The following is an 8,309-nucleotide window of genomic DNA, read 5'->3' as shown; positions in this document are numbered from 1 at the left end:
GGTTTTGTCAAAACCAAAGAAACTACACCTGAAATTTTAGATGAACTATTAGAAAATCTTAACTATGATGACATAGATTGAGACGCAAAATTTGCAACACCTGATGAATTTGTGAAAGGATTTTTGAAGACAATTAGATTTAAATCTACTGTCCAATCTAACTCGCAAAGTCCATACTATGGACTGTCATTAGAAGTAGTTAGTGATGATAACGGGAATTTAGCTGCTATTGCCAACCAATATAATGGAACTGTTAGTGTTCAACTTCGGCTTGCTAATAAAATTTTCAAAGAAGCTCCAATATTGTCAAAAAAATCAAGAACATTTACCTTATCTGGTTTTACTAAATTTGAATCTAGCAACGAGATTTTTGAAAGAGAAGGCTACAATCAAAAATATATTCAAAAATATATCGATGATCTAGTTGAAACACTTAATGAAAACTGTTTTAGCAACTTCATTATGCAAAACAGTCGTAATCGTGATCTTACTAAAATTGATATAAATGAAATTAAGATTAATAGTAATTTAGACTGATGCTATAACAGTAATAATAAAGAATTGCAGGTTGTTAAATTTAATCCTGAGGGTAGCCATTTAACAGGTGAAGTAACTGTTGACGTAAGAATTAAATATAGCGATAATTATTGAGGTTATCATGATCCAACAATTTATTACAGCACTATTAAACGTATCACATTAAAAGGTTTTCATAAACTATATAGTAAGGAATATTTAACAACACTTTTACACGAAAATATAAACAAAGAATCATTATCATTATCAAAAGAAAAGTTGCCAAGTGAAGTTAAATTTAGTGACATCAGACTTGATCATAAGATATTGAATTATTTAGATTATTTATATAATTATTTACGAGTCGTGGTTATAAATGGGAAAATACTTGAAGCAGATGATACAACAGGTAAATTAAAAATAAAGATATGATTAGAAAATCAGAATAACCAAAATCGCAGTGAATCTATCGAAATGACTATTGATGGGTTTAGAGTAAATTCAATGACAGCTCCTGCTCTAAATGCATTAAGCAAACAATTATCACAACAAGATTTTACTATTGTTAATTCTTATAAAAAAACCTTCAATGATATTGATTTATCTGATATTTCTGCTACGAAATCATTCCCTAGTCAAAAAGCAAAATTGCTAATAACAGGTATTGATAAAAATCCAACCGATGAATCTATTACTGTAAGATATAAATTATTAAATTGAGCTGTTCCTTCAATTGAATCAGAAGAAGCATCAATCGAACTAAAATACTTTAAATTCGCAAAATATATTGAATATACAGAAGAAAAATTAAACAATTTGCTTGATAAACTAACACCTAATGATTTAATACTAAATAAGACTGATACACTTCCTTCGGTATCCGATCCATCAATAAATATAAATCCTAAATCACCATATGCATATATGTTTAATGATATTAGTATCAATGTATTAGGTAAAAAAAATAGTAATGACTTTAATGGTTCAACAATAATAACCGTTCAATTAAAGTATCAATTAGACATTCCGCCATCATTTGTTGGTACCAGTAATGAACCTATTTTAAGCAAAACTAAAGACTTTTTAATTAATGTTTTTGATAAAAAAACATCTGTCTCTGAAGTTAATAAGTATTTAGAATCCATAGAAGCAAAAGATTTAGCTTTTATGAAAAAGGGAATTTTTAAATCTTTCGATGCAAAGGATTTTTATGCTGATGAAGTTTTCACATCACCAGAAATATTTTTGCGCTTTAATGATCAAACGAAAATAGGTAGAAAATATATGCTTAATGGCATTCTTAAAATTTACGATATTAGACCTAATGCTACCGAAGGCACTATCACCTTTAAAGCTATATTATATTTTATTGATCATTACTCTAATACTGCGTCACCAGTGCGTAGTTCAACATACAAAGAATTCACTATTTCAGGCTTTAAAAAGAGATAATGAACTAAATCAAAATATCCATAATACATAAAACAGACACAAATTTATAATTTAATTTTGTGTCTGTTTTTTGAATGCTTAGATTTAATGTGAATTCATGCGCCCCTATATACAAAGTATGCAAAATTTGGCTTAGGAAAATAAAAAAGTTAAGTTCCCTTAACTTTAATTAGCGCTTATTACATTAAGCAAATGGAGCAAATGACGGGAATCGAACCCGCATGACCAGCTTGGAAGGCTGGAGTTCTACCATTGAACTACATTTGCAAAAATGCATTATTATTATACTTAAAAAAGTTTTTAAACAAAATTAGTTTTTTGTAAATTAATAATGCATAATTTTACAATTTTGAGAGATTATTGAATTGGCTGAATAGCCTTGTTTTATAGGTTAATTATTCAATAATTGGGCTTTGCTCTGTATCATTATGATTCTCTATTTTATTGCCTAGTTCGATCTCAATTTTGGCATCACTGTTTTTTCTGTTATTAACTGCTAAAACCCTGAAGTGGATATCGTGAAAATCAAATTTAGTATTTTTTCTAGGTTCATAACCAACTTTGTGTTTAATAAATTGATAAAGGGTCATTTCAAGTTCTTCGTCTGTTATATCATCAACATCAATTTCTAACCGTTTGATTGCTTCTTTAACTTTAATCTTGCCAGAAGCGTGAAATAATTCAAGACTAATTTCGAGAAAGTCTTCTCATTCTTCTTCATCGAATTCATCATAAATTTCACCAATGATTTCTTCGAGAATATCTTCCATAGTAATAATACCGATAACCTCAGTAGAATTATTATTATGAGTAACAAAAGCTAATTGCGATTTTTGAGCACGCATTTTTTCAAGGGCTAGTGATAAATTAGTGTTCATTGAAACTGATGGAACGGGTTTTAAATAATTAATAACTTTCCCTTTTTGTAAAAAGAATATATCTTTAAGATGTAAAATGCCAATTAAATCATCACCCTTTTTAACTGGCAAACGACTATAATTTGTGTCCTTAAAAATTTCAATAGCATCGCTAATACTGTCATTATAATTAATCATTGCAACGTCTTTAATTCTAATATAATGACGCGAAACTTTTGTGCTATCTAAATCCAGAGCATTTTGAGCCATTCTACTTTCATTAGTTTCGAGCACCCCTTCATTTTGTGCTATATCTATTAAACCTTTAACATCATCTTCGGTATTAGTTATATAAATGTTTTTGCCGATTCTGCTTACTGGGTAAGTAAAAAGTCAAAAAATAAAGTATAAAGCTTGTAATAAATAACAAAATGACTTAGCAATACCTACAGGATACTTTTTAGCAAGTAATTTAGGCAAAATTTCACCAAAAAGCACGATAATAGGCGTAATAACAGCTGTGGAAATAATAACATTGTATTTATTAGCATCTGGCAAGTCTGCTAATCACCAAATACTAAGTAAATATGACATAATAGCTGAAAGTGCGACATTGACTATATTATTACATATCAATATAGTGCTCAAGATTTGATTAAAGAATTTGTGTTGCTTTTTAATTAGTTTAGCACCAAATTCTTTGTTAGAAATCATAGCTTCAATTTTTCCAGGATTTAAAGTTGTATAAGCTGTTTCACTAGCGCTAAAAATAGCACTTAATGTAATTAAAATTGCCATTCCGATTATTGTTAAAATTTTCAGATGCGTGGGCATTATTCATCATCTCCTTCGCTATCAGAATCATTTATCTCATCATATGGAAAAAATAAATTCTCAAACTTTCCACAATTTAATCTAAATAATAAGTTGATATCTGCTTGTGTACCATTTCTGTGTTTTGCTATTAATAAGTTAGTGATATCACCGAAATAACCTTGTTCAAGTAATTGTTTTTCTTGATCTGATAATTCACTTTCTTTGAGTTTATTTTTATTTTTGTTATAGTAATTTTTTCTATATAGAAAAATTACAATATCAGCATCTTGTTCTATATTTCCTGATTCACGCAAGTCGGATAGAATAGGTCTTTTGTCTTCTCTTTTTTCAACTTCACGGCTAAGCTGACTAAGCGCTATAACAGGTACTTTAAGTTCCAATGCAAGTGTTTTAAGATTCCTACTAATAGTGGCAACTTCATTTTGTCTGTCTCTGGCTGGTTTACCTGATTCAAGACTAAGTAATTGTAAATAATCGATAATAATTAAATCAAGTCCTCTTGTTCTAGATAAACGTCTGCACTTTCATAATAATGTTGGTAAGTCAGTTTTAGCAGATTCATCTATTAATAAGTTCAAATTAGTCATTGTATTTCTTTGATTAACTTGAACTTTATTGAATTCATCATCGCTCATTAAACTTGGTTCTTTAAACTTATGTAAGTCAATACCTGTATTAATACCAAACAAACGAGTAACTAATTGTTTTGAAGGCATTTCTAAGGTGAAGAAGACAACTTTTTTATTGCCTTTAGTATTTGATGAAGCATAATTTGCAACATTAAGAGCAAAGGCAGTTTTACCCATACCTGGTCTAGCGGCTAACACAATCATTTCACCTGGTTGAAACCCTTGTGTTAAATTATCAAGCTCATTGTAGCCAGTTGGCACACCGCTGATTGTTTGTTGTTTGTTCAACCTTCTTTTAGACAAATCATCAACAACTTCTTTAGAAACTTCTTCCACAGTTAAAAAGTCTTGATTAGTTTTGCTTTTGTCCATGTTTAAAAGCAAATCTTGTAGCTCTTTGATAACTACTTTATCATCAACACTGATATCAGTGCTTAATTTATTTTGTACTTTTTGAAGTTTTAGTTCAATAATTCTTAATTTAGTCAATCTTTCAATTTCTTGTAAATATTGAATAATATTAGCACTCAAACCAGCGCCTGCTTGAATATGAGTTAGATATTCATAATTAATAAATTTATATTTTTTATCTTTTGAAGCATGCAATAATAATTGGTCGCGATTAATTGAAATATTATTAGCAAATAATTCTTGTAATAGTTCAAAAAATAAAGCATTTTCGCGTACAGTAAAATCTTCCTTAGTTAAATAAGGAATAATTTGCACTGATGTTTGGTTCCTAATATAAACTAAACCTAACAAACTAACTTCTAATTCTGGATTAGAAAATTTGCTGAGCGTCATTGGACTATGTATATATTCTTCGTTAGTTGACATTAATTTTTAACTCCACTTTCAATTTAGCAATTATGTCTTTATATAAGACTACATCAATAATATGCTCGCCATCACCAACTAAATGTACTTTTTGAATAGCATATTTATCTAATTTATAACCCAATTGTGCTAAGGACTTCATTATATCTTTAGTTGATACAGCACCATGCACATTTAAATTACCATTAGCATCAATATTTGCAACTCTTTCATACTTAATTACTTCTTTTTCAAGTTGTGCTTTGGTATTAAGCGCTTCTTGACGTACTTCCATTTCATTAGCTGTTAAATCACTTAATCTTTTTTCAAGTTGTTTTTTAGTTTTTTCATTATAAGGCACTGCAAAACCTTTATTAACTAAAAAATTTGAACCATAGCCATCAGATACTTCAATAATAGTATTGGCTTTGCCGTCTTTACAGTCTTTAATAAGTATAACTTTCATTTTTTTCACTCACAATCGCTTGTTTTATATTATCAATAAATGTAGAAAAATCTTCGCTTGAAACCGCTGCGGCAGTTCCATAGTGACCTCCCCCTCCTACATTTTCTGCTATTAATTGGACATTAACATTAAGCCCACGAGCACTTAACTTATACATTTTTGTATTTTTTAACTTAGCTACTACAAATGCAGCTTTACGACCACTAATTTTTAAAATCTCTTCTGATGCAATTGAAATAACATCATTTGATAATGGTATATCTTTATATGCTAAGAAATATCCTGGTTTAACTTCTTGTATATTTTTAAGAAGTTCATTAATTTCTTCTCATGTATCTTCATCAATTTTAAGTACTTCACTACTTTTTGATGAATCAGCACCTCTTTCTTCCAGTCAACCCGCTGCTATAAATGTTCTTGCATTTATATGTTTTGTAAATTGTAATGTATCTAAATAAATACCATTTAGAAGCATTTGCGACACAAATGGTTGCACACTAATTCTCTTTTGTACAAACATCATGATTTCAACAACTATTTCAGAAGTACTTGAAGCAGCTGAATCAATATATCTATTTACTTTTGGACAAAAATCAACACTTATTCCAAGCCTGTGATGATCTAGAATGAAAATATTGTTAACTTTGGCATTAGTAATACAATCAGGGTTGTCAGTTCTATTTATATCTGAATTATCAAGTAGGAAAACAAGTGTTTCATCATCAGTAATTTTGTTAGCTGCTTGTGGTTTAATAAAAATATTTTCATCAAGTTCTAATTTTTCAATTGCTTTTTTTGTTGTGGCATCTTGTGTTATTGAACAAATATATGACTCTTTGCCAAATTGTTTAGCAAGAGTTCAAATACCAAGAGCAGAACCAATAGCATCAAGATCAGCATTAGCATGTCCATAGCAAATAACCTTTTTAATTTTGGGATCAGATAATTTGCCCTCAATAACATTTGCAATAGCCTTGATTTTTGTGCGGCTTACATCGTAAAGAATTTCACTTGATGAACCAAAATACTTTGGTCTAGAAGTGTTTGAGAAAATTGCTACTTGATCACCCCCTCTACTTTGTGCTTGCAAAAGAGCGGCTTTTGCTTGTTCTGTTTTTTCTCATAAATTCTCAAAACCTAGAGCAAAACCAGCAGAAATAGATATTAAAAGATTGTTAATTTTTGAACTTCTTAGTGCTGAGTGTATTTTTGAAAAAAAACTAAAATTAATTTCTGACATTTTCTTAATTGAAATTTTATTCGTAAAAACTAAAAATTTTCCATTAGTATATTGACGATATGCTAAATTGTAATTTACAACAAGCTCATCTAAAATGGACATAAATTCGCGATTTACTTTATACAATTCTTCTTCAGAAAGAATTGATTGAAACAATTGATAGTTATCAATTTCAACCTCACCAATAACAGGCAACTGGTCTGAATATACTTCAATCATTTTCTTTTCAAAAGTTTCATCTTTTATACTTACACAATTTTTTAAAGGCCAAATATTTGCTTCGTATCTTGAAAGCTCATTCTTAAAATGAACTGATGATTGAGAAATATCAAAATTAACATTAAATGTTTTGAAAAAATCAATTAATGATGTTCCAACTCATTTTCTACCAAAGCGATTTTTAATAAAAATGCTTGTTCATAGTATTTTATAATTGTTATCATAAATTATTAAGCCAAATGAATTATGACTAATTATTTCATCAATAAAATAATTAAATGATCTTTTAATAATAGCATTTTGAGGTCAATATTTTTTAGCAACAACAATGCCTACTACACCGATTATAAAAACACTTATTGAGACACCCAATACACATCAAGCTCATACTTTATCATATTGTTCTTTAAAAACTATTAAGACTGCTATGCATGAAGCGAAAACTAAACAGGCTGCTAACAATATAGCAATGTAAATAATTTTTTTTATGTCTATACTAAATTTTTTAGATAAATTCATAAATCTAATTATATATTAAAATTAATACTTTATTTATATGTAGATTAATATAGTAAATTTAAAACTACTTTTTATTTTTGTCTATCAAAATACATTGTAGTCAAAAAACTTTATTATCTTTTTTTGATTTTATTTTTTTATAAAATCGTTTATTTTTTTATAAAAAATGCTTTAAAACAGCCTAATTAGGAAAAATAAACAAATTAAAATTTTTCTAATTATGTCAAAGAAAATACATAAAACAGAAAATTTATAATTTTAATTTTGTTATGAAAAAAATTAATAGAAATGTTTTACTTAATAAAATATTGTATTCATTCCAAAAGTAAAATGCACCTAGATAAAAATCTAGATGCATTTTTACTACCTTTTTATATAAAATTTAAGTATCAAAAAACAGAAAGGTGAATAAATTATATATGAATGTGCATAAGATATCTAAAATTGATTTTTGTATAGGATTTAAGAAACTCAACTTAAAAAGAAAAAAGTATATTACTAAACATGTGCATTATGCTATTTTGGAAAGAGACTGAGAAAGCATTCTTGAAAAATGTAATATTTCTACAAATGCAAATAATATTTCTGCTAGAAAATTCAAAAGAATTTTGATTAAATTTTGTAATGGTGAAACATTAAATAAAGTTGCTGATGGTGTTGAATTTTCTAATAGAAGTGTTAAAACAGCTCTTAAAAGAGCACAAATTAACTCAACCTATTTAGGAAAACATTGCCAGCAAAAATGCAAAACATGTGGT

General features: G+C 28.1%; 6 protein-coding genes and 1 tRNA gene. 2 read left to right on the top strand and 5 right to left on the bottom strand.

Annotation, left to right across the window (positions count from 1 at the left end):
- Positions 1–1,968, top strand: a 1,968-nt coding sequence (locus tag T386_RS0103575) for a lipoprotein 17-related variable surface protein (protein WP_029513767.1), incomplete at its 5' end; no start/stop codon positions are given.
- A 193-nt stretch (positions 1,969–2,161) separates the two neighbouring features.
- Here the strand turns inward: T386_RS0103575 and T386_RS0103570 are convergent.
- From T386_RS0103570 to T386_RS0103550, 5 genes are all read right to left on the bottom strand, one after another.
- A tRNA-Gly gene (locus T386_RS0103570) sits at positions 2,162–2,235 on the bottom strand.
- 128 nt (positions 2,236–2,363) lie between these two features.
- On the bottom strand, positions 2,364–3,659 hold the full coding sequence (locus tag T386_RS0103565; RefSeq protein WP_036460059.1) for a hemolysin family protein: 1,296 nt from the start codon (positions 3,657–3,659) through the stop codon (positions 2,364–2,366).
- The gene (dnaB, locus tag T386_RS0103560; RefSeq protein WP_029513765.1) at positions 3,659–5,128 is read right to left on the bottom strand and encodes a replicative DNA helicase; all 1,470 of its coding nucleotides are present in this window, start codon (positions 5,126–5,128) and stop codon (positions 3,659–3,661) included. The genes T386_RS0103565 and dnaB overlap by 1 nt, the downstream gene beginning before the upstream one ends.
- Entirely contained in the window at positions 5,118–5,573 is a 456-nt protein-coding gene (rplI, locus tag T386_RS0103555) for a 50S ribosomal protein L9 (RefSeq protein WP_029513764.1), read from the bottom strand. The genes dnaB and rplI overlap by 11 nt, the downstream gene beginning before the upstream one ends.
- Positions 5,554–7,551, bottom strand: a complete 1,998-nt coding sequence (locus tag T386_RS0103550; protein WP_029513763.1) for a GGDEF domain-containing protein — start codon at positions 7,549–7,551, stop codon at positions 5,554–5,556. Before T386_RS0103550 ends, rplI begins: the two co-directional genes overlap by 20 nt.
- Positions 7,552–7,970: 419 nt before the next feature.
- On the opposite strand from T386_RS0103550, the gene T386_RS0103545 reads away from it, so the two are divergent.
- The coding region (locus tag T386_RS0103545; protein WP_029513762.1) for a hypothetical protein at positions 7,971–8,309 on the top strand (339 nt) is incomplete at its 3' end.

Source organism: Mycoplasmopsis primatum ATCC 25948, assembly GCF_000702785.1.
Lineage (GTDB): Bacteria > Bacillota_I > Bacilli_A > Mycoplasmatales > Metamycoplasmataceae > Mycoplasmopsis > Mycoplasmopsis primatum.
The sequence above is the reverse complement of the archived record's forward strand: the minus strand, read 5'-3'. Positions and strand labels throughout refer to the sequence as shown.